This window comes from Nocardia sp. NPDC059691 (genome assembly GCF_042733915.1).
In the GTDB taxonomy this organism is placed as follows: domain Bacteria; phylum Actinomycetota; class Actinomycetes; order Mycobacteriales; family Mycobacteriaceae; genus Nocardia; species Nocardia sichangensis.
In genome coordinates this window covers 84,750-103,582 of the sequence record NZ_JBHWFB010000020.1, presented here as the reverse complement: position 1 = coordinate 103,582, position 18,833 = coordinate 84,750, and the positions used below count along the sequence as shown (strand labels likewise).

Genomic DNA, 18,833 nt, shown 5'->3' with positions numbered 1-18,833 from the left:
GTTGCGACGAAGAGGCAAGCGAGCATGAGTACTGTCATGGACATGGACGAGCGCTACAACCCGTTCACCGGCAAGCGAATCGTGCCGGGCCTCGACGACGCGATCCCGGCCGCCGCCGCGCTGGGCCTGGAGCCGCCGCGCTTCTGCGAACAGTGCGGACGCCGCATGATCGTGCAGGTGAGCCCGGACGGCTGGTGGGCCAAGTGCTCCAGGCACGGCGTCGTCGACTCGGCCGAACTGGAACGCCGCTAGTGGCGTCGCCGTTGCGGGGTGAGGTGCGGGCGGCGGCTGTGGTCGCCGTCGCCGTGGTGGTGGTGAGCGCGCTCGCCGGTGTCGGCTGGGGCCTGCTCGCGCCGACCGAGCGGCTGCTCGTGGTCGAGCCGGGTCGCGGTGTCGGACTGACCGGGGAGAGCGCGCATCAGTTCGACGCGCTGGCGTTGTTCGTCCTCGCGGGGGCGGTGCTCGGCTTGCTGTGCGCACTGGCCGTGTGGCGCTGGCGCTCGGCGCGTGGGCCGCTGTTGCAGCTGGGCCTGCTGATCGGTTCCGGCCTGGGCGCGGTGGTGATGGCCGGTGTGGGGGAGCAGGTCGCCGAGTGGTCGCATCCGCGCCCGCACGACCCGCCGGTGGGCCAGATCGTCACCTTGCCGATCGAACTCGGCAGCGACCTCGCGCTGATCGTGCAGCCGCTGATCGCGTCGTTCGTCATGCTGTTCCTCGCGGCGCTGAGTACCTCGGAGGATCTCGGCAGTGGCCGCCGCGCCGCCCGGAAGGAGGAGGAAGCCTCCTACGACGGCCATGGCGCCTTCATGCCCTATGGTGACGCTGCGAGCAGCGCAGAGCTGCCCTATGGTGGCTACCAGCCTGCCTCAGAGGGATATTCGCTGCCCGAATATCGCCAGCGCCGCTGACGCGTCGTCCGGCACGTCGCCGCGACGGGGAAGGCTTTCCGAACCACTTCGGGGTCGGGAACTCGTAGCGTGCTGGGAAGGAATTGGGACGTGGCCTTCGTGGGTGGCGGTCCGGTCGTCGAAGAGCTCGACGCCAAGTTCTGGCGGGTGACCGAACCGCTCGTCTATCGCGGTGCGAGTGAGGAATTCGTGGTCCCAGCTGGTTTCCGGACGGACTTCGCCTCGGTGCCGCGCCCGTTGATCTGGCTGATTCCCCGTTACGGCAGCTATACCCGTGCCGCCATCCTGCACGACTACCTGCTGAGCACGAACACGGTCGGCGTGGCCGACGCCGACGGCATCTTCCGCCGATGCCTGCACGAACTCGGAGTCTCCCTGCCACGCCGCTGGATGATGTGGGCGGCCGTGCGCGCGGCGCACCGGTTACGCGGCGCGAGTGCGGGCGACGTCGCCCGGTTCGTCGTCGTCGCGGTCCCTTCGGTGTTCTTCCTCGCCGTTCCCGCGACCGTGGTGACGGTGTTCCTCCTGCTGTTCTGGTTGGTGGAGTTGGCCTTCTGGGCCGGGTCGCGCCTAACGCAGCGGACCGAAGCTCCGCCGCCTGGTCCGCAGATGAAGACCGCCTGACCGACCTGGGGTCTCGGTGCGAACTTCGTGCGCGCTGGGCGAGCCTCGCGCCGGCGAGCCCGGCCGGGTCGCCGGATCCGCGCGGGCAACCCGCCACCGGCGCGGACGAGTTCTCGGCTGCCGCAGCGGCGCACGAGTTACGGTGCCGATATGAGCGACGGATCGCCCAGGCTCCCCACCCTCGTCGTCGTCAGTGGCCCGCCGGGGTCAGGCAAGACGACGCTCGCGCACGCTCTCGCCCGGGCGATCGGCTGCCCAGCCATCTGCCGGGACGAGATCAAGGAGGGCATGGTCCACGCGACGGAGAACTACGCCCCGAGCCGCTCGAACGAGCTGAACCTCCGCACGCTGCCGGTGTTCTTCCAGACGCTGGAACTGCTCCTGCGGGCCGGTGTCACGGTGGTGGCCGAAGCCGCCTTCCAAGACCGGCTGTGGCGTCCCGGCCTCACGCCGCTGCGCGCTCACGCCCAGCTCCGCATCGTGCACTGCACGATCGATCCAGCTCTCGCGACACAGCGAATCCACCAGCGCCACCGTTCGAATCCGCTCCGCCGCGCCCACGACGATCCAGACCACCCCGCACCCGCCGCCTTCCAGCGCATCTCCCTCGACGCGCCGACACTCGAGGTCGACACCACCTCCGCCTACCGCCCCGACATCCCGGCGATCGTCGCCTTCCTCGACGCCTCCTCATGATCAACGGCCCATGACGGAGGGGCCTTCTCGCGAAATGCCGCAACCATGTGCCGCTGATCTTGAAAAACCCGTTGGAGCCGACGTGGGCGCGAGGATATGGTGGGCGGCCGGAGTGGCCGAGGGTTGTCGGAAAGGGGCTGGGGTGGTGAAGACCGCGCACGCGGTGGAGGACGGGGCGGCTTCTGCGCGGGGCGAACGGGCCGATCTGGCGGCGTGGCGGCGGCGGGATGCGCTGCGGCGCGGTAATGCGGCGCGGCCCATTCCGAGCAAACGGCAGTACCGTCGCCGGGACAAGCATCGCAAGACTGCGGCAGAAGGCTGAGCAATGCCTGACCGCCGCTTCTGCGGCCGGCATCTGGCCTACCCGCCGAGATCGCCGGCTTTCCGGCCGGTTACGAAGGGCCGGGTGGGCGCAGCGCCGCGAATTCGTCTGTCACGCGCAGGCCGGAGTCGGTGAAGCGGTACACCGCGGCGGGGCGGCCGCCCGCGCGGCCGGGGGCGGCGGTGGCTCCGGTGGGGGTGATCACCTTGCGGCGGGAGAGAACTCGCTGAAGGTTCGTAGTGTCCACGTCGTAACCGAGTGCAGCGCAATAGATTTCGCGCAGGGTCGACATGGTGAACCGGTCCGGCGCGAGGGCGAAGGCGATGTTGGTGTAGGACAGTTTCGCCGCCAGCCGAGTGCGGGCGTGGTCGACCACCGTGCGGTGGTCGAAGGACATGTCCGGCAGCGCCGACACCGGGTGCCAGGCGGTGTCCGGGGGCAGCTGCGGGTCGGCGGTCAGCGGGACGAGTCCGAGGTAGGCCGAGGCGATGCGGCGCGGCTTCGGCACCCGATCGGGAGCGCTGAACACGGAGAGCTGTTCCAGATGACTCAGCTCGCGCACGTCGACCTTCTCGGCGAGCTGGCGGCGCGCGGAGGCGTCGAGGTCCTCGTCGTCGCCGAGGCGTCCGCCGGGGAGCGACCAGGTGCCCTTCTGCGGGTCGAGTGCGCGTTCCCACAACAACACCGCGAGTTCGGCCCGCTGGTCGGGCGGGCACCGTAGCAGCATGCCTTCTGCCCGGTCGGCGAGGGCGTGACCTGCGGCGATGTCCCGGGGAAAGCGACGAACCTGGAACACCGCGGTGAGCGATTCGTGGATGGTGCTACTATGGGCCACGTTTTCGATTATAAGTCGAAAACCTGGTTTGGTGCGAATCGGCGGTGTAGCCGACCGCACGAGGAAGGGAGCCATCCATGGCGACGACGGGTGCGAAACTGGCGCCCCCGCTGATGGGGCAGGTGTTCGACGGACCCTCCGGGTTCGCGGGTGTCGAGGCGACGCCGGAGTGGGCGCAGGAAGTCAAGCGTCTGGCCAGGGAGCGCAACGCGACGATCCTGGCGCACAACTATCAGCTGCCGGAGATCCAGGACGTGGCCCACCACGTCGGCGACTCGCTGGCGCTGTCGCGGATCGCGGCCGAGGCGCCCGAGGACACCATCGTGTTCTGCGGCGTGCACTTCATGGCCGAGACCGCCAAGATCCTGAGCCCGGCGAAGACCGTGCTCATCCCCGATCAGCGTGCGGGATGTTCGCTCGCGGATTCGATCAGCGCCGACGAACTGCGCGCCTGGAAGGCCGAGCACCCGAACGCGGTGGTGGTGTCCTACGTGAACACCACGGCCGAGGTGAAGGCGCTCACCGACATCTGCTGCACCTCCTCCAACGCGGTGGACGTGGTCGCCTCGATCGACCCGGACCGCGAGGTGCTGTTCCTGCCGGACCAGTTCCTCGGCGCGCACGTCAAGCGGGTCACCGGCCGCGCGAACATGCACATCTGGGCGGGCGAGTGCCACGTGCACGCGGGCATCAACGGCGACGAGCTCACCGAGCAGGCGCGTACCCACCCGGACGCGGAACTGTTCGTGCACCCCGAATGCGGGTGCGCCACCTCGGCGCTGTACCTCGCGGGCGAGGGCGCGTTCCCGGCCGATCGGGTGCACATCCTGTCCACCGGAGGCATGATCGACGCGGCCAAGGCGGCGAAGTCGAATCAGGTGCTCGTGGCCACCGAGGTCGGCATGCTGCACCAGCTGCGCAAGGCCGCCCCCGGCATCGACTTCCAGGCCGTGAACGACCGGGCGTCGTGCAAGTACATGAAGATGATCACTCCGGCGGCCCTGCTGCGCTGCCTGGTCGAGGGCCGTGACGAGGTCCACGTCGATCCGGAAACCGCCGCGCTGGGCCGCAACTCGGTGCAGCGGATGATCGCGATCGGCAATCCCGGCGGCGGTGAATGAGTCCGACCGCTGCCCTCGCGGCGGCGGGTCGCTCTCCGGCGCAACGCGCTGACCACAGCGCCCGCGCCGCAGAACGTTCGCGGATCGGAAGACAGAGAGGCGCGGGGCGATGACAACCCGGGTTTCCATCGACTGGGAGGCCGAGGCCGATCTGGTCGTGATCGGCGGTGGCGTCGCGGGACTGACCGCGGCGCGCACCGCGTCACTGCGCGGGCTGCGGGTGCTCACGCTCAGCAAGGGCGGGCCGACGGATACGTCCACCCAGTACGCCCAGGGCGGCATCGCCGTCGTGGCGCCGCACGGTGACTCGGTCGAGTCACACGTGCACGACACGGTGGAGGCGGGCGTCGGCCTGTGCGACGTGGACGCCGTGCGCTCCATCGTCGAGGGCGGGCAGGACGCGGTGGCCGCGCTGACCGACCTGGGCGCGGTGTTCGACCTCGGCCGCGACGGCCAGATCTCGCGGACCCGTGAGGGCGGGCACAGCACCCGCCGGATCATCCACGCCGGGGGCGACGCCACCGGCGCCGAGGTGCAGCGGGCGCTGAACGAAGCCGGCTTGCCGGTGCTGTTCGGCGCGGCCGTCGGCGAGATCGTCACGGGGCCGAACGGTGTGCGAGGCGTGGTCGCGCTGTCGGACCGGGGTTTCGGTGTCGTGCACGCGCCCGCTGTGTTGCTGGCCACCGGCGGGCTCGGCCAGTTGTACGCGCTGAGCACCAATCCGCCGGGCGCCACCGCCGACGGCATCGCGCTCGGGCTGTGGGCCGGTGCCGCCGTCGCCGACCTCGAATTCGTGCAGTTCCACCCGACGGTGCTGTACACCCCGGGAGGTATCGGGCGCAGGCCGCTGATCAGCGAAGCGGTGCGCGGCGAAGGCGCGACATTGGTCGACACCGAAGGCAACCCGGTGACCGAGGGGGTGCATCCACGGGGCGATCTCGCCCCTCGCGATGTCGTCTCCCGCGCCATCGCCGCGCGCATGCGGGCGCTGGGCACCGAGCACGTCTATCTCGACGCCCGCTCGATCGACGGTTTCCCGCAGCGGTTTCCGACGATCACCGCCTCGTGCCTGGCGGCGGGCATCGATCCGCGCACCGACCTCATCCCGGTCGCGCCTGCCGCGCATTACCAGTGCGGGGGAGTCGTCACCGACACTCACGGCCGTACCGGAGTGCCCGGCCTGTACGCGGCCGGAGAGGTCGCGCGCACCGGACTGCACGGGGCGAACCGGTTGGCGTCCAACAGTCTGCTGGAGGGGCTGGTGGTCGGCGAGCGTGCCGGAGCCGCCGCCGCCGAGCGGCTCGGTGAGCGAGCCCGGGTGAGCGAGATCCCCACTCGCGTAGCCGAATACGTCGACCGCGACGTGGTGCAGCACCTGATGACCACGCACGCCTCGGTGGTCCGCGACCGCGCCGGACTCGCGGAAGCGCTCAAGCGACTCGACGACGTGGTCACCAACCGCGACACGCTCGCCGCCGCCACCCACCCGATCGCCGGAATCGAGGACGCCGCACTCACTCTCGCGGCCCGCGCGCTGCTGCTGGCCGCGCTCGCCCGCACCGAGAGCCGCGGCTGTCACACCCGGTCCGATCACCCGGACGCATTGCCCGAACTCCGCCACAGCCTCCCGATCCGGCTCAACGGCGACGGCGTCCCCGAGTACGCCCCCATTCCCTGACCACACGCACCGAGCGCGGCATCCGGTGGACCGCGAGAACCCCGCTCGGTCAGAGAGGAACGCTTCGATGGCTCTGGACGACGCCCTGGATCGCGACGAGGTGCTGCGCGTCATCCGCGCCGCGCTGGACGAGGACCTGCGCTACGGCCCGGACGTCACGACGACGGCCACCGTGCCCGCGGACGCGGTGATCAAGGCATCGGTGGTGTCGCGGGAACCGGGAACCGTGGCCGGGCTGGACGCCGGGCTGCTGGTGCTCGACGAGGTGATCGGCGCGGACGCCTACGAGATCACCGACCGCGTCGCCGACGGCACCCGGGTGTCGCCCGGACAGTCCGTGCTGACCTTGATCGCGCCCACCCGTGGGCTGCTCACCGCGGAGCGCACCATGCTCAACCTGGTGTGCCATCTGTCCGGCATCGCGACGGCGACGGCCGCCTGGGTGGACGCCGTCGCGGGCACCCGCTGCCGCATCCGGGACAGCCGCAAGACGCTGCCCGGACTGCGCGCGCTGCAGAAGTACGCCGTGCGGGTCGGCGGCGGCGTCAACCACCGGATGGGTCTCGGCGACGCCGCCCTGATCAAGGACAACCACGTGGTCGCCGCGGGGTCGGTGGTCGAGGCGCTGCGCGCGGTCCGCGCCGCAGCCCCCGATATCGCCTGCGAGGTCGAGGTCGACAGCCTCGAACAGCTCGACGCCGTGCTCGCCGAGAACGTGGAACTGGTACTGCTGGACAATTTCCCGCTCTGGCAGACCCAGGCGGCAGTGCAGCGCCGCAACGCCGCGTCACCGCGGACGAAACTGGAGTCCTCCGGCGGCCTGAGCCTGGACGTCGCCGCCGACTACGCCCGCACCGGCGTCGACTACCTCGCCGTCGGCGCGCTCACCCACTCGGTCCGCGTCCTCGACCTCGGGCTGGACATGTAGGTACCGCCCGAACGCACAAGCCGCGCAGGTGGCTCGGTCGGGCTCGGCGAATGCGCGAATCTCCATGTCGCCCGAGCTACCCGGCGGTGCGTGCCGGGGCGCTCGGTCAGGCGGTGAGTTCCCGTTCCAGCGGCGTCCGGAAACGGGGAATGGCGCGCACGTCGCCGTACCATTCGGCGACTCGCTGCGCCTGCGCGGCGATCATCGCCTCGGCGTCGGTCCCCACGTCTTCGAGCAGGCGGTAGACGATCTCGCCGTCACCGCGCTGCGCCCAGCCGCCCACGATGCGCCCGTCCCACCAGACGGTGGGCCCGATGTTCCCGTTGCGGTCGAACAGGTTCGGCGCGTGGGGGCCGAGGAACCATTCTCGAGCCTGCCAGCCCATGGGCGTCGGATCGAGCGCGGGAAGCAATGCCGCCCATGGCTCCGGGGCGGCGACCGGCTCCACGTCGTCGGCCAGTAGTACGCCCGTCATGCCGTCGAGGTCGACCTCGATCAGCTCGAGCGCCCCGAGCGCCGCGCGCACCTCGCCCAGCGTCCACCCGGTCCACCACTTGATGTCGGACACCGGCGCGGGGCCGAACGCGCGCAACCAGCGGCGGACCAGCTCGGCGCGGGCTTCGGCGGCGGGCATCACGGGGACGGGGTCCGGCAACCACGATTCGATCGGCGCCCAGGTGTACTGGCTGCTGGTCCAGCTGCCGTTCGGCCGTCCGCGCACGATGCGGCCTTCGCAGCCGAGCGTCACCAGTACCCAGGTGGTGATGTTCGTCGGCTTCGAATACGGCTTGTCCGGCGCGGTGTTCACCTGGGTGCGCAAGCGGGGGACGTCCTTGCTCAGCTGCGCGCCGGTCGCCGCGCCGCGATCGAGCAGCGCCTTGTGCGTCTCGGTCTCGACTTCGGCCCACCAGCGCCGCACATCGCCGTCCCCGATGCCCGCCTGTTCCAGGTACTTGCCGTAGGTGCGCCGCTGTTTGTGCGCCAGCGCGTCCGCGCACGAACCCTGCAGGATCGCGACCAGCTCCACCGGCACGACGAACATGGTGCGGCGCATGGCCAGCATCCGCAGCAGCGAACGGTCGTCGTAGAGCGCCTGTTCGACATCCGCGGGCGCCAGCCCCTCGGCGCGGGCCGCGACGGAGAGGAAGACAGTCGCCGGATCGGTCGCGTGCAGGGCGACCAGCGAGCGGGCGATCTCCGCGACCTGTCCGGCCCGCTCCGGGGTGGCCAGCCGGTGTCGCACCGCCAGCCGGGCGCGCCGCTCGGCGACATCAATCGAACGCATAGGCGAATCGTAGCGTTCGCGCCGTCGGGTCAGAGGCCGAAGCGCTCCGGAGCCGGGCGCAGCGTCCGGCAGGCGTCGCGGACGGCCTCGGTCGCCGCAGGGCCGCACGCGCCCGCCTCGCCGCCGATCAGGATGCCGGTGCGGACGACCGCGTCCGCCTCGGCCTGCTTGTGCATCGCTTTGGCGATCTGCCGCAGCACGTGCGCGCAGCCGAGGACCGGATCGTTCGCCAGCCGATGGCAGTTGTCCTCGAACAAGGCGCGCAAGTCGTGGACCGGGAAGTTGCGCAGCACCGGATCCGCCGCGACCAGTTCGGCGACGGCGCCGCGGTCCGCCGCCGACGTCGCGTCGTCGGCCACGGCGACCAGCGCGCGCAGGACCACGGCGGCGTCGCGAAAGGACGCGCCGCGCAATTCGTTCCGCTCGGCGAGCAGTTGTTCGCGCCAGGTCCGGGCGGTCTCGGGCGCGCTGATCATGGCTGACTCCATGAGAAGGCGTCCGAACGCGCGGACCCGTGCCATCCGGACTCGGAATGAATACCGGGACCGTAACAGGGCTCGGGCGTCGGGTCCTGCCCCCAAAGTTCTGGATCAGTCGGCGGGCTCCCAGGCGCGGACCAGGTCGAGCAAGCCGGGAAAGCGCGCCTCGAGATCGTCGACGCGGACCTGGCTGCGGCGTTCAAGTCCGTAGCGCCGCTGCCGGGTGACGCCCGCCTCGCGCAAGACCCGGAAGTGGTGCGTCAACGTGGATTTGGGGCGATCGATGCCGAACCAGGAGCACGACCGGTCGGTGTCGGGGGAGTCCAGTAGCAACCGGCGGACCATGGTCAGGCGCAGCGGGTCGCTCAGCGCGGCCAGCACGTGATCCAGTCGCAGGTCGGCGCGGTCCGGCTCGGGCAGCACGGAGGTGGCATCGGCGGTGTCGGTGGCCGCTGGCATCGCGTTCTCCTCGAATTTCGGACGGCTTGTACGACTTCTATCGTACTATGCGCTAAGTTCGATTACTGTCGTACCAGTACGAGAAATTTCGAACCAAGGAGTGGTGATGGGATCGACGGTGACGGTGCCACGTACGGAAGCACCACGGACGGGCGGACGTTCGGTGTGGGCGGCGGCGTGGCCGGTGTTCGCGGTGTTCGTGTTGTCGAACGCGCCGACCCCGCTGTACGTGGTGTGGCAGCGGGCGATCGGCTTCTCCGCCGGGACGCTGACCGCGGTGTTCGCCTGCTACATCGCCGGATTGCTGGGTGCGCTGCTGGTCGCGGGCGTGGTGTCGGACCGGGTGGGTCGCAAACCGGTGCTGCTGCCCGCGGTGGCGGCGGCGGTGGCGGCCTGTGTGTTGTTCGCGGTCGCGCAGTCGGTCCCGCTGCTGGCCCTGGCGCGGCTGCTGACCGGTCTGGCGGTCGGCGCGACGGTGTCGGCGGGAATGGCGGCGGTCACCGATGTGGGCGGGTCCGACCGCAAACGGGTCGCCGCGCTGGCCGCGTCCACGGCGATGGTGCTCGGAGCCGGGAGCGGGCCATTGCTGGCAGGCATCCTGTCCGAAGCGCTGCCCGGCCCGACGGTGACGGTCTTCCTGGTCGAGATCGCCGTGCTCACTACGGCTTTCGCGGTAGTAGCCCGGTTGCCTCTGCCCGCCGGTGCCGGCGGGCGCGGACCGTGGATCCGGATCCCGTCGGTCGTAAGGGAAGGCCGCACCGCGGTGCTGCTGGGGATCGCGGTGTTCGGACCGGGCATCACCGCGACGTCGTTCGTCCTGTCGCTGGGGCCGTCGGTGCTGGCACATCTGCTCGGTGTCGCCGACCGGGTGCTCGCCGGTGCGGTGGCGTTCGCGATGTTCCTGGCCGCGACCGGAGTCCAGTTCGCGGCCAGGCGGTTCGGTGTGGGCGTCATCCTGCTCGGCGGCACGATCGCGACCATGACGAGCATGGCCGCGCTGGTGCTCTCACTGGTCGCGACCTCGCTTCCGCTGTTCGTGACGGCGGCCGTGCTCGCCGGTGCCGGTCAGGGGCTCGGCCAGTTCGGCGGACTGACGGCGATCAGCGCGAGCGTGCCGGGCGAGCGGCTGGCCGAGGCCAACGCCGCGCAGAACGTCGGGGGGTATCTCCCCGCCGCGGTGCTACCGCTGGCCGCCGGGTTTCTCGGCGACGCTTATGGATTGAGCGCAGGTGTGATCGCGTTCGGCGTGGTGGTCGGCCTCGCGGCCGCAGCGGGCGGACTACTCGTCGTGGCGCGCCTGCGTCGCGATGCCGCGCTGACGGCGTGACATCATCCGGGGATGCGATGGGCATCTCTCGTATCGTGCTGCGCGTTGGCCGGTGCGCTCCTGACGACAGTTCTTGTGGCGCCGAGGGTTTCGGCGGATGGGGACTGCGCCGGGGATGTGGCGGTGCGCAGTGTTTCGCTGACCGTGGACGGGGAGGAGGCGACCGGCCGGGTATACGAGCCCTATCGGTGCGCCGAGGGCGACGCGACCGCGCAGGCGCTCGTGGTCGCGGTGCACGGGCACGACGGGTCGTCGGCCGATTTCGCGGGCTACCTCGAGTCGATCGCCCGGCGCACCGCGACGCCGATCCTGTCGATGGATCTGCGCTCGGCGCAGAGCATGTGGCGCACCGGAGAATGGAATCTGTGGGCAGGGTGGCGCGACATCGTCGCCGCGACCACGTGGTACAGGGATACCCATCGCTCGATCACCCGCACGGTGCTGTGGGGCTGGAGCCAGGGCGGCATCACCAGTGGTCTCGCGGTGGCGCACGGCCCGCGCGGGATGTTCGACTACTGGGTCGACAATTACGGTCCCGCCGACGATTTCACGATGTGGTTGGGCGCCGGGTCCGTGGATCCGGCGCTGCCCGCGCAGATCGAGCGCGACGCGGGTGGTTGCCCGCCCGGCACCTGCCCGCTCGCCTACGCCGAACGCTCGCCCGCGCTGCTGGCGACCCGGATGGACGTGCGGCGGGCGTTTCTCGTGCACGGCACCGCCGACGACGTGGTGCCGTATGCCACCAGCGTCGAGATGCGCGCGGGGCTGCTCGCCGCGGGCCGACCCACCTCGATGTACACCGTCGTGACCGGGCGCGATCTGAACGGGCGGGTGGTTCCCGGCGACCACAGCGTCGGACCGGCCTTCTTCGAGGGCGGTTGCGTCGTCGAGCGCCTGCTGCTCGGCGCGGAGCCGGTCGACGGCCCGGATCGCGACTACCTCGTGGACGTCGCGCACGACGTCGTCACCGCACCGGCCGCCCCGCCGGGCGCGAAGTGCGCGGCGTGAGGGAACACGATCGCCGTTGCGCGCAGTTGACCGAGAAGAACCGACGACGAAGTGAGGACGCGATGAGCAAACCCGCCGACCCGGCTTACCACTGGAACGGAGCGGATCTCGATCTGGACGCCTACCTGGCCCGGATCGGGTTCGACGGCGAGCGCGCCCCCACCGTCCGGACGCTGCACGAGCTGGTGCGGGCGCACACCACCGCGATCCCGTTCGAGAACCTGGAGATCATCCTGGGCCGGTCGATCCCCCTGGATCTGGCGACCTTGCAGGACAAACTCGTGCGGCGCCGCCGCGGCGGTTACTGCTACGAGAACGTCGGACTGTTCGCGGCCGCGCTGGAACGGCTCGGATTCGGTGTCACCGGCCTCAGCGGTCGCGTGAGCATGGGCGCGGGCACGGCCCTGCGGCCGGCCACCCATGCCTTGCTGCGCGTGACGACCGCCGACGACGACCGCGTCTGGCTGTGCGACGTCGGCTTCGGCGCCGGACCGCTGGTGCCGTTCGAGTTGTCCGCGGGCGAATTCACCGGCGGCGACTGGCAGTTCCGTCTGGAGAGCGGGCGCGGCGAGCTGGATTCCGACCTGTGGGTACTGCACCAATTCGGCCGGGACGGGTGGATCGACCGGTACAGTTTCACCTTGAATCCGCAGTACGGCATCGACTACGCCGTCGGCAACCATTTCGTGTCGACCTCGCCGCGTTCCCCGTTCACCACCCGGCCGTTCGTGCAGCGTTTCCACCCGGAGGTCCACCACGTGCTGGACGGCACCACGCTCGTCACCGAGTACCCCGACGGCACCAGCAACACAAGGGAACTGGAGCCGACCGAGCTGCCCAAGGTCCTCGCGGAGGTGTTCGACATCGACCTCACCGAGGCCGATGCCGCCGCACTCGCGAATACTCCGTGGATACGCGACTGACCCCGCGAGCGGGCTGTTGACGGACGATGTCCGGCTGCGCCCATTATGGTCGTCGGGTGCGTACCAACCGGAAAGCCCTTGTCCTGTTCGCCGCACCGCTGCTCGTGGTCGCCGCCTGCTCGTCCGGGCCGGACCAGCCCGACACCGTGGCAGGGCAGTTCGCCGAGGCGTTGAACCGCGACGATATCGCCGCCGCGGCCGCGCTCACCGACAATCCGGCCGAGGCCGCCGACACCCTCGGCGCGCTGTACGACGGCCTGGGCAAGGACGTGCGCTTCGACGTCCGCTCGGTCGACGACAACCGCTTCGCCCTGGCCGCCACCTGGAAGCTGGGCGCGGACGGCAAGTCGGAGTGGACCTACAGCACCAACGGCGCCGCGCACGACGACGGGAACGGATGGCGGGTGAAGTGGGATCCCGCCACGGTCGCCCCCGGGCTCGCGGCGGGGCCGTTGAGCTACGGCAGGGTCTATCCGCAACCGGCCCGCATACTCGATGCCGCGGGGGGCGAGCTGATGACTGAGCAGACCGTCACGCTGGTCAATGTCGGACCCGGAGCCGACCTCCCCGCGGTCGCGGATCTGCTCGGCCCTCTCGCGCTGGGTCTCACGGCCGGGTCGGTGCAGACCGAACTGGCGGCGGCGCAAGGAAAACCGATCACCGCGATCACCTTGCGCGAGAGCGATCTCGCCCCGATCCGAGACCGCCTGGCCGCGCTGCCCGGTGTCACCCTCGCGCCGCAGACCCGCCTGCTGACGACCGACAAGGCGTTGGCCGCCCCGACCCTGTCCGGACTGGCCGAGTTGTGGCAGCAGTCCGCCGACGCGCACGCCGGGTGGGCCGTGCGCGCCCAGACGCCGCAGGGCACCGAGCGGGTCGCGGGAACGGATCCCACGCCCACCGCCGACATCGCGACCACGCTCGATCTCGGCTTGCAGCGCGCGGCCGAGGCGGCGCTCGCCCCGATCGCGCAGCCCGCGGCGATCGTCGCCCTGCGTCCGTCGACCGGCGAGGTCGTCGCGATCGCGCAGAACGCCCCCGCCGACGCGCAGGGCCCGATCGCGCTGACCGGGCTCTACCCGCCGGGTTCGACGTTCAAGACGGTCACCGTCTCCGCCGCGTTGCAGGCGGGGACGGTCACACCCGACACCGTGCTGCCCTGCCCCGGCACCGCCGACATCGAGGGTCGCCGCATCCCCAACGACAACAATTTCGATCTCGGCGCGGTTCCGCTGCACACCGCGTTCGCCCGCTCGTGCAACACCACGATGGGCGCCCTCGCCGTGCGATTGCCCGCCGACGCGCTGACGAAAGCGGCCACACAACTCGGCCTCGGCATCGATTACGTCACACCGGGCCTGACCACGGTCACGGGGAAGGTGCCCGCGGCCGATACCTCCGCGTTACGTGTGGAGTCGGCGATCGGTCAAGGGCAGGTGACAGCGTCGCCGTTCGGCATGGCTCTGGTCGCCGCGTCCATCGCTCGCGGCTCGGTGCCCGCGCCCACCCTGGTCGGGGGCAAGCCGGGCACCCCGGACCGCACCTCGGACGCCCTGCCGCCGCAGGTCGACGACCAGCTGAAAGCCATGATGCGCGAGACCGTCACCGGTGGCACCGCGACCCAATTGCGCGACATTCCCGGCCTGCTCGGCAAAACGGGCACCGCGGAGTACATCGATGACGCCCACGCCCACGGCTGGTTCGTCGGCATCGACGGCGACCTGGCCTTTTCCGTGTTCATCAGCGACGCGGGCAGTTCGGCTCCCGCGGTGGACGCGGCGGGCCGGATGCTGCGTGCCCGCGGTTAGTCCCTTTCGGGCGATTCGAGGCAGTGTGAAGGCCCGGCTGACGCGTGCGAGCATTCCTACGCCCGCTACACTCATCCCCGGACCGCGTGAGTAATCAATATGCGGGATGTCACGATTTCGAGAAGGTTCGGAGTAGGCGCCATCGATACCGGTCAGTTGATCGCGGAGCATTACCGCCTGGTCGAGCGGATTGGTAGCGGCGGCACGGGCGTGGTCTGGCGTGCCGTCGACGAACGCCTCCAGCGCTCCGTGGCCGTCAAGCAGATCCACATCCAGCCGAGCCTGCCCGAGGCCGAACGCGACGTGGTACGCCAGCGCGCGATCCGGGAGGCCCGCAACGCCGCCCGCTTCCAGCATCCGAACGCGATCGTCGTGTTCGACATCACCGAGCACGAGGGCGACCCCTGCCTGGTGATGGAGTACTTGAAGTCCAAGAGCCTGGCCGCGGTGATCGCCGCGCAGGGCACCTTGCCGCTGACCCAGGTCGCGCGGATCGGCGAGCAGGTCGCCTCGGCGCTGATCGCCGCGCATCAGGCGGGCATCGTGCACCGTGACGTGAAACCGGGCAACATCCTGCTCGACGATCACGGCACGGTGAAGATCACCGACTTCGGCATCTCCCGCGCCACCGGCGACGTCACCCTCACCGAGACCGGGCTGATCTGCGGCACCGCCGCCTACCTCGCGCCCGAGGTCGCCCGTGGCTCCGATCCGAGTCCCGCCTCCGATGTGTTCGCGCTGGGCGCCACGCTGTTCCACGCGCTCGAGGGCGAACCGCCCTACGGTGCGGGCTCCAATCCGCTCGCGGTGCTCTACGCGGCCGCGAACGGTCAACTGAGCGAACCGCGCAACGCGGGCCCCGCCACGGACTTCCTGCTCGACCTGCTCAGCCCCGAGCCGCGCGAGCGTCCGAGCATGCGGGCGGCGCGCGAGCACCTCGCCGCGTTCGCCGACGCGGGTCCGGCCCCGGTGGCCGCCGGATTCGTGCCCGCCAGCGAGGCGTTCGCCCGGCCGAGGGCGGGTCAGCCCGAATCGGCGACCCGCGAGCTGCGGCCTTCGGCGATGGCGTCGACGCCTTACACGCCGACCGAGCGCCAGCCGCGCTCCCGTCCGGTCCCCCCGCCGCCACCCGCCCACCCGGACACCGCGACGCACCCCCGCACCATGGCCCAGCCGCGGCCGCAGTCCCGGCAGGGCTCGGGCGGCAAACGGCGCGCGATCTTGATCGGCGCACTGATCGGCGCGGTCGCCGTCGTCGGGGCCATCGTGGTGAACATGATGAGTTCGTCGGGTTCGGGCACCAGCACGGCCCAGGGCAGCACGTCTTCCGTGGTCGCGTCGACGCGCCCGGGCGCGAACACGACGTCGGCCGCCGCCTCGGTCGGGGAGACGAAGAGCGTCGGCAAGGCCGACTCGCGGCAGTCCATCGATCTAGTGGTGAACTTCTACAACAATCTGACGTACTCGAGCTTCTCCGCTGCTTGGAAACAGCTGACCCCCGCTGCCCAGCAGGTATACGGCAGCCAGCAAGCCTTCGAGGACTATTGGACGCAGAATCGGGTGTCGACGTTCAACACCGTCGACACCGGCGGCGGTTCGGGCGTCAACGCGGACGGTTCGGTGGACGTCAACGTGGCCAGCGTGTCCTACGGGAGCCGGAACAAGTCGGTGACGCTCCGGTTGATCAATCCCGGAAACGGGTCCGTGCTCATCGACAGCGACACCCGCTGACGCGTGAGCCTGGCCCACCCCCGCGATAGATCGAGAGCGGTGCCGGACTCGGCGCGCCGCGAGAACACCCCCGCCGCCCGGACCTGCGCACATGGGTCCACTGCCGCCCCGCCGCCCGGACCACGCGGATAACGGCTGGCGTCGGCCCATTAGGCTGGTAACGGCAACTTTCCTGTTGCGGAATCAGCTGGAGACAAGGACCGACACCACATGACAACCCGCATCGAGCTCGCCCGCGTCGATCTGCGCGGTCGTACTCCCTCCGTCGCCGAGCTGCGCGCCGCGCTGCCGCGCGGGGGAGTCGACGTGGACTCGGTGCTGCATCAGGTGCGCCCGGTGGTCGAGGCGATCCGTGATCACGGTGTGTCGGCGGCGCTGGAGTTCAGCGAGCGCTTCGACGGGGTCATCCCGGCGACGGTGCGGGTGCCCGCGGCCGAGCTGGAAGCCGCGCTGGAGCGGCTGGATCCGGCGGTCCGCGCCGCGCTGGAGGAATCCATCGCCAGGGCGCGCAAGGTGCACGCCGACCAGCGGCGCGCCGACAAGACCACCGAGGTGGTGCCGGGCGGCACCGTCACCGAGCGCTGGGTGCCCGTCGAGCGGGTCGGCCTGTATGTGCCGGGCGGGAACGCCGTCTACCCGTCCAGCGTCGTGATGAACGTGGTGCCCGCGCAGACCGCGGGCGTCGGCTCGCTGGTGGTGGCCTCGCCGCCGCAGGCCCAGTTCGGCGGGCTGCCGCACCCCACCATCCTGGCCGCCGCGCAACTGCTCGGCGTCGACGAGGTGTGGGCGGTCGGCGGCGCCCAGGGCGTCGCGCTGCTGTCCTACGGCGGCGTCGACACCGACGGCGCGCAGCTGGAACCGGTCGATCTGATCACCGGGCCGGGCAACATCTACGTCACCGCTGCCAAGCGGCTGTGCCGCGGTTTGGTCGGCATCGACGCCGAGGCGGGGCCCACCGAGATCGCCATCCTCGCCGACGCGACCGCCGATCCGGTGCACGTCGCCGCCGACCTGATCAGCCAGGCCGAGCACGATGTCCTCGCCGCGAGCGTGCTGGTCACCGACAGCGCGCACCTGGCCGACGCGGTGGACGCCGCGCTCACCACGCAACTGGCCGTGGTCAAGCACGCCCACCGGGTGACCGAGGCGCTGCGCGGCAAGCAGTCCGGCACCGTCCTGGTCGACGACATCGAGCAGGGCCTGCGCGTGGTGAACGCCTACGCCGCCGAGCACCTGGAGATCCAGACCGCCGACGCGCCCGCGGTCGCGGCCAGGGTGCGCAGCGCGGGCGCGGTGTTCGTCGGCGCGTACGCGCCGGTCAGCCTCGGTGACTACTGCGCGGGCTCCAACCACGTGCTGCCCACCGCGGGCTGCGCGCGGCACTCCTCCGGCCTGAGCGTGCAGACCTTCCTGCGCGGCATCCACGTCGTGGAGTACACCGAAGCGGCGCTGAAGGACGTCGCAGGCCACGTGGTAGCGCTGGCGAACGCCGAGGACCTGCCCGCACACGGCCAGGCCGTGCAGGCGCGTTTCGAGGCCCTGTCGTGACGCGCGCGGTGAACGCGCCCGGCGCGGACCTGACCCTGGAAGATCTGCCGCTGCGGGAGAACCTGCGTGGCAAGAAGCCCTACGGCGCACCGCAATTGACGGTCCCCGTGCAGTTGAACACGAACGAGAACCCGCATCCGCCGAGCCGGGCGCTGATCGACGATGTCGCCGAATCGATCCGGGCGGCCGCCGCGGACCTGCACCGCTATCCGGACCGCGACGCCGTCGCGCTGCGCACCGACCTGGCGCGGTATCTGACCGCGCAGACCGGTGTCGCGGTGCAGTCCGGCAACGTCTGGGCGGCCAACGGCTCCAACGAGATCCTGCAGCAGCTGCTGCAGGCCTTCGGCGGACCGGGCCGCAGCGCACTGGGTTTCGTGCCCTCTTACTCGATGCACCCGATCATCTCCGAGGGCATCGACACCGAGTGGATCGAGGCCAAGCGCAACGCCGACTTCTCCCTCGACATCGAGCACGCGCTGGCCGCCATCGCCGAGCGCAGGCCGGACGTCGTGTTCGTGACCAGCCCGAACAATCCCACCGGGCACAGCATTCCGCAGGACGACCTCGCGCGCATCCTCGCGGCCGCCCCCGGCATCGTGGTGGTCGACGAGGCCTACGGCGAATTCTCCGCGCAGCCGAGCGCCATCGGGCTGATCGACCGTTTCCCCGCGAAGCTCGTGGTGACCAGGACGATGAGCAAGGCCTTCGCGTTCGCCGGTGGGCGTCTGGGCTATCTGGTCGCCGCACCCGCGGTGATCGACGCGATGCTGTTGGTGCGGCTGCCCTACCACCTGTCGGTGGTCACCCAGGCCGCCGCGCGCGCCGCCCTGCGGCACGCCGAGGAGACCCTCGGCAGCGTCGCCGAACTGGCCGCGCAGCGCGACCGGGTGGCGGCGGCGCTGCGAGAGCTCGGCTACGACGTGATCCCCAGCGACGCCAACTTCTTGCTGTTCGGCCGCTTCACCGACGCGGCGCGCAGCTGGCAGCGCTACCTCGATCACGGCGTGCTGATCCGTGACGTCGGCCTGCCCGGCTACCTGCGCACCACGATCGGCCTAGCCGCCGAGAACGACGAACTGTTGCGGGTCAGCGGACTGCTGGCGGGCACCGACCTGGCACCGCGATGAACCGGCGCCGGACATCCCTAGGC

At 70.8% G+C, this 18,833-nt stretch carries 19 protein-coding genes; 15 read left to right on the top strand and 4 right to left on the bottom strand.

The features are described 5' to 3' along the window. The first annotated feature begins 24 nt into the window (after window positions 1-24). The 5 genes from ACFV2O_RS33630 to ACFV2O_RS33610 all read left to right on the top strand — a co-directional run bounded on the left by ACFV2O_RS33630 (window position 25) and on the right by ACFV2O_RS33610 (window position 2,550). Window positions 25-252, top strand: coding sequence for a hypothetical protein (locus ACFV2O_RS33630; RefSeq protein ID WP_355078290.1), 228 nt, complete (start codon window positions 25-27; stop codon window positions 250-252). Beyond that, window positions 252-908, top strand: a complete 657-nt coding sequence (locus ACFV2O_RS33625; protein ID WP_379255640.1) for a DUF2567 domain-containing protein — start codon at window positions 252-254, stop codon at window positions 906-908. The genes ACFV2O_RS33630 and ACFV2O_RS33625 overlap by 1 nt, the downstream gene beginning before the upstream one ends. Window positions 909-998: 90 nt before the next feature. Then, window positions 999-1,532, top strand: coding sequence for a DUF1353 domain-containing protein (locus ACFV2O_RS33620; RefSeq protein WP_355078288.1), 534 nt, complete (start codon window positions 999-1,001; stop codon window positions 1,530-1,532). 150 nt (window positions 1,533-1,682) lie between these two features. Beyond that, window positions 1,683-2,228, top strand: a complete 546-nt coding sequence (locus tag ACFV2O_RS33615) for an AAA family ATPase (RefSeq protein ID WP_379255639.1) — start codon at window positions 1,683-1,685, stop codon at window positions 2,226-2,228. A gap of 142 nt (window positions 2,229-2,370) precedes the next feature. Continuing rightward, a complete protein-coding gene (locus ACFV2O_RS33610) occupies window positions 2,371-2,550 on the top strand; it encodes a hypothetical protein (protein ID WP_364430515.1) in 180 nt (59 codons plus the stop codon). A 70-nt stretch (window positions 2,551-2,620) separates the two neighbouring features. On the opposite strand, the gene ACFV2O_RS33605 is transcribed toward ACFV2O_RS33610, so the two are convergent. Continuing rightward, complete coding sequence (locus ACFV2O_RS33605; RefSeq protein WP_379255637.1) at window positions 2,621-3,385, bottom strand: NUDIX domain-containing protein; 765 nt, start codon at window positions 3,383-3,385, stop codon at window positions 2,621-2,623. Between the two features lie 77 nt (window positions 3,386-3,462). Here ACFV2O_RS33605 and nadA point away from each other — a divergent pair, with 77 nt between their 5' ends. The 3 genes from nadA to nadC all read left to right on the top strand — a co-directional run bounded on the left by nadA (window position 3,463) and on the right by nadC (window position 7,112). Next, window positions 3,463-4,506 carry a quinolinate synthase NadA gene (gene nadA / locus ACFV2O_RS33600; protein WP_379255635.1) on the top strand — a complete coding sequence of 348 codons (1,044 nt, stop codon included), beginning with the start codon at window positions 3,463-3,465 and terminating at the stop codon, window positions 4,504-4,506. A 109-nt stretch (window positions 4,507-4,615) separates the two neighbouring features. Further along, window positions 4,616-6,184: an L-aspartate oxidase gene (locus ACFV2O_RS33595; RefSeq protein ID WP_379255634.1), complete on the top strand. Its 1,569-nt coding sequence runs from the start codon at window positions 4,616-4,618 to the stop codon at window positions 6,182-6,184. 67 nt (window positions 6,185-6,251) lie between these two features. Further along, complete coding sequence (gene nadC / locus ACFV2O_RS33590; protein WP_355078283.1) at window positions 6,252-7,112, top strand: carboxylating nicotinate-nucleotide diphosphorylase; 861 nt, start codon at window positions 6,252-6,254, stop codon at window positions 7,110-7,112. Between the two features lie 106 nt (window positions 7,113-7,218). Here the strand turns inward: nadC and ACFV2O_RS33585 are convergent, their stop codons facing one another. The 3 genes from ACFV2O_RS33585 to ACFV2O_RS33575 form a co-directional block, all read right to left on the bottom strand. Further along, the gene (locus ACFV2O_RS33585; RefSeq protein WP_379255632.1) at window positions 7,219-8,397 is read right to left on the bottom strand and encodes a winged helix DNA-binding domain-containing protein; all 1,179 of its coding nucleotides are present in this window, start codon (window positions 8,395-8,397) and stop codon (window positions 7,219-7,221) included. Window positions 8,398-8,426: 29 nt separating this feature from the next. Continuing rightward, window positions 8,427-8,873 carry a TerB family tellurite resistance protein gene (locus ACFV2O_RS33580; RefSeq protein ID WP_379255630.1) on the bottom strand — a complete coding sequence of 149 codons (447 nt, stop codon included), beginning with the start codon at window positions 8,871-8,873 and terminating at the stop codon, window positions 8,427-8,429. A gap of 114 nt (window positions 8,874-8,987) precedes the next feature. Beyond that, window positions 8,988-9,335: an ArsR/SmtB family transcription factor gene (locus ACFV2O_RS33575; protein WP_379255628.1), complete on the bottom strand. Its 348-nt coding sequence runs from the start codon at window positions 9,333-9,335 to the stop codon at window positions 8,988-8,990. A 106-nt stretch (window positions 9,336-9,441) separates the two neighbouring features. Here ACFV2O_RS33575 and ACFV2O_RS33570 point away from each other — a divergent pair, with 106 nt between their 5' ends. From ACFV2O_RS33570 to ACFV2O_RS33540, 7 genes are all read left to right on the top strand, one after another. Next, window positions 9,442-10,662, top strand: a complete 1,221-nt coding sequence (locus ACFV2O_RS33570) for an MFS transporter (protein ID WP_379255625.1) — start codon at window positions 9,442-9,444, stop codon at window positions 10,660-10,662. 123 nt (window positions 10,663-10,785) lie between these two features. Next, a complete protein-coding gene (locus ACFV2O_RS33565) occupies window positions 10,786-11,670 on the top strand; it encodes an alpha/beta hydrolase family protein (RefSeq protein ID WP_379255623.1) in 885 nt (294 codons plus the stop codon). A gap of 62 nt (window positions 11,671-11,732) precedes the next feature. Next, a complete protein-coding gene (locus ACFV2O_RS33560; RefSeq protein WP_379255621.1) occupies window positions 11,733-12,593 on the top strand; it encodes an arylamine N-acetyltransferase in 861 nt (286 codons plus the stop codon). Between the two features lie 26 nt (window positions 12,594-12,619). Further along, entirely contained in the window at window positions 12,620-14,401 is a 1,782-nt protein-coding gene (locus tag ACFV2O_RS33555; protein ID WP_379255619.1) for a penicillin-binding transpeptidase domain-containing protein, read from the top strand. 99 nt (window positions 14,402-14,500) lie between these two features. Next, entirely contained in the window at window positions 14,501-16,132 is a 1,632-nt protein-coding gene (locus ACFV2O_RS33550; protein WP_379255617.1) for a protein kinase, read from the top strand. 210 nt (window positions 16,133-16,342) lie between these two features. Then, the gene (gene hisD / locus ACFV2O_RS33545) at window positions 16,343-17,680 is read left to right on the top strand and encodes a histidinol dehydrogenase (RefSeq protein WP_379255615.1); all 1,338 of its coding nucleotides are present in this window, start codon (window positions 16,343-16,345) and stop codon (window positions 17,678-17,680) included. Continuing rightward, window positions 17,677-18,810 (top strand): histidinol-phosphate transaminase, encoded by a 1,134-nt coding sequence (locus ACFV2O_RS33540; protein ID WP_379255614.1) that lies wholly within the window; start codon window positions 17,677-17,679, stop codon window positions 18,808-18,810. Before hisD ends, ACFV2O_RS33540 begins: the two co-directional genes overlap by 4 nt. Window positions 18,811-18,833 lie beyond the last annotated feature (23 nt).

Bases quoted from the DNA above. Each gene is read 5' to 3' on its own strand.
- ACFV2O_RS33560 (WP_379255621.1), top strand. From the start codon at position 11,733: ATGAGCAAACCCGCCGACCCGGCTTACCACTGGAACGGAGCGGATCTC.
- ACFV2O_RS33550 (WP_379255617.1), top strand. From the start codon at position 14,501: ATGCGGGATGTCACGATTTCGAGAAGGTTCGGAGTAGGCGCCATCGAT.
- ACFV2O_RS33585 (WP_379255632.1), bottom strand. From the start codon at position 8,397: ATGCGTTCGATTGATGTCGCCGAGCGGCGCGCCCGGCTGGCGGTGCGA.
- ACFV2O_RS33615 (WP_379255639.1), top strand. From the start codon at position 1,683: ATGAGCGACGGATCGCCCAGGCTCCCCACCCTCGTCGTCGTCAGTGGC.
- hisD (WP_379255615.1), top strand. From the start codon at position 16,343: ATGACAACCCGCATCGAGCTCGCCCGCGTCGATCTGCGCGGTCGTACT.
- ACFV2O_RS33580 (WP_379255630.1), bottom strand. From the start codon at position 8,873: ATGATCAGCGCGCCCGAGACCGCCCGGACCTGGCGCGAACAACTGCTC.
- ACFV2O_RS33575 (WP_379255628.1), bottom strand. From the start codon at position 9,335: ATGCCAGCGGCCACCGACACCGCCGATGCCACCTCCGTGCTGCCCGAG.
- nadA (WP_379255635.1), top strand. From the start codon at position 3,463: ATGGCGACGACGGGTGCGAAACTGGCGCCCCCGCTGATGGGGCAGGTG.
- ACFV2O_RS33570 (WP_379255625.1), top strand. From the start codon at position 9,442: ATGGGATCGACGGTGACGGTGCCACGTACGGAAGCACCACGGACGGGC.
- nadC (WP_355078283.1), top strand. From the start codon at position 6,252: ATGGCTCTGGACGACGCCCTGGATCGCGACGAGGTGCTGCGCGTCATC.
- ACFV2O_RS33595 (WP_379255634.1), top strand. From the start codon at position 4,616: ATGACAACCCGGGTTTCCATCGACTGGGAGGCCGAGGCCGATCTGGTC.
- ACFV2O_RS33555 (WP_379255619.1), top strand. From the start codon at position 12,620: ATGTCCGGCTGCGCCCATTATGGTCGTCGGGTGCGTACCAACCGGAAA.
- ACFV2O_RS33630 (WP_355078290.1), top strand. From the start codon at position 25: ATGAGTACTGTCATGGACATGGACGAGCGCTACAACCCGTTCACCGGC.